The 2,005-nt window shown below is 48.9% G+C and carries 2 protein-coding genes; both read right to left on the bottom strand.

All coding sequences use genetic code 11. From position 1 onward, the window contains the following. Nucleotides 1-1,001, bottom strand: a 1,001-nt coding sequence (locus FN756_RS14345) for an IS91 family transposase (protein ID WP_142604799.1), incomplete at its 3' end; no start/stop codon positions are given. Further along, on the bottom strand, nt 980-1,867 hold the full coding sequence (locus FN756_RS14350) for a tyrosine-type recombinase/integrase (protein ID WP_221929073.1): 888 nt from the start codon (nt 1,865-1,867) through the stop codon (nt 980-982). The genes FN756_RS14350 and FN756_RS14345, both read right to left, overlap by 22 nt. Nucleotides 1,868-2,005 lie beyond the last annotated feature (138 nt).

Consider the following 2,005-nt stretch of genomic DNA (forward strand, 5'->3'; position numbering starts at 1 on the left):
CAGCTTCGGTACACGCTTTTTACTTTGGTATCGGCAGGCTTTACATTTAGGTTTTGCTGCAAATCTTTCAGCTTTTGGCGCTTCCAGGTACTGCTCAAAAAGCCGTAGTGCCTGATCTTGACAAAGCGTTTGGGTAAAATATGCTGAGCAAAACGCCTCACAAATTCCGCATGGGGCAAGGTCATGATTTTCTTTTTGCCCTGATCCTTGTAGTCTTTGTAAGAAAAGCGCACGCCCGCTTTATCGACACCCAAAAGTCTGTGATTACTGATGGCAATCTTATGCGTATAGCGCCCCAGGTATTCAATCACCGATTGTTCGTTTCCGAAGGGGCGCTTGGCATACACCACCCAAGGTTTTGCAAAGAGCTGTTCGCGTAGTGTTTTATCAAGCTTTCCGGCAGCTGAAAGTTCAGCCACATACTTTGCCCTGAACACCTTGGACATCGCCTTTACCGAAAACAAAAACTTGCCGTCTCGACGGATATTGCTCCAGTGTTTGTCTTTGCCGATTCCTCCGCCTGGCACAATGCAGTGGATATGCGGATGCAGACTCAGGTTCTGTCCCCAGGTATGCAGGATGGCAATCATGCCGGTTTGCACACTTTTCTCTTTGCCAAAAGCAGAGAGCGTTTTCCATGCAGCCGAAAACAGGGTGTCGTACAGCAGCTTGGGCTGCTGCAAAGCCAACGCGTTCAATTCGCCGGGCAGCGTAAAGACCACATGGAAATAGGGTACGGGCAACAGTTCGGTACGGCGCGCCTGTATCCAGTTTTCGCGATGGTGCCCCTGACATTTGGGACAGTGCCTGTTGCGGCACGAATTATAGCTGATCCGTATCGTACCACAGTCACTGCAAGCATCAACATGTCCGCCCAGGGCTGCCGTCCGGCAGGTTTTAAGGGCCGATAACGTTCGTAATTGCCAGGTGTTTAAGCCGATGGTTTCAATTTCCTGTCCAAGTTGCCGGAGCACGTCGGCTACTTCGAGCCCGGCTTGCATTGGGCAAACAAGGTATCGAGCGGACTAAAAGGTTTCAGTCTTCCATTTTGGGCGATATGCAGGTAGAGCATCGTGGTTTCGATGTTCTCATGGCCGAGTAAATCTTTAAGGGAGATGATGTCGAGTCCGTCTTCGAGCAGGTGCGTGGCAAAGGTATGGCGTAGGGTATGCACACAAACCGACTTGCGGATTCCTGCCCGCTTGGCCGCTTCCTTGACCGCCCATTGCACGCCTTTTTGCGAATAGCGGCTATCGAAATCGCCGCCGGCACGCCCCTGTATCTGACCGCCAAAAAGATAATCTTGCGGTTTTTCTACGGAGATGTAGGTTTTCAGTCCACGAATTAAATGCGAAGAAAGCGGCACATAGCGGTCTTTTTTGCCTTTGCCCTGCACTACTTTGACTTGCTGGCGGTCAAAATCCAGATCGGCCAATCGCAGGCTTCGCACCTCCATACAACGCAATCCGCAACCATAGAGCAGGCCAATAAGGATTTTATGTTTAAGTAAAGTGCAATGCTGAAGCATGGCCCACACTTCTTCTTTACTCAGCACTACCGGTAGTTTTTTGTCCTGTTTAATCTCGGGAAGCTGGAGAAAGGAATAGGCTAAACCTTCGGTTTTGAGCAAAAAGCGAAGCCCGTAAACGGTGTGCTTGAAATAGGTTTGCGAGGGTGTTTTCGACCTTTTTTGCAGCATGAACAAATACTCGTGGATTTGTTCGGGATCCAGTTCGGCGGGGATTTTACCATAGTGCAAGGAAATGGAGGCAATATGGCGTGCATAATTTTCGAAAGTGCTTTTGCTCCTGCCAAGCACCGAAATGCTGCGCTCAAAGCGGTACAGCAGGGATTCGAAATCGGGCACTTCTGTTTTCGCCCTGTGGATGAGCTTGTTTTCCCTTAACTCATCAATGCTCTTTTTTTGTCATCATTGAATATTTTAATATGTTTATCAAAGATACCAATCTTCGCAGTTAAGGCTACCGAAGGTTTAGTTCAACAC

The sequence above is a fragment of the Solitalea koreensis genome (genome assembly GCF_900182575.1).
In the GTDB taxonomy this organism is placed as follows: Bacteria; Bacteroidota; Bacteroidia; order Sphingobacteriales; family Sphingobacteriaceae; genus Solitalea; species Solitalea koreensis.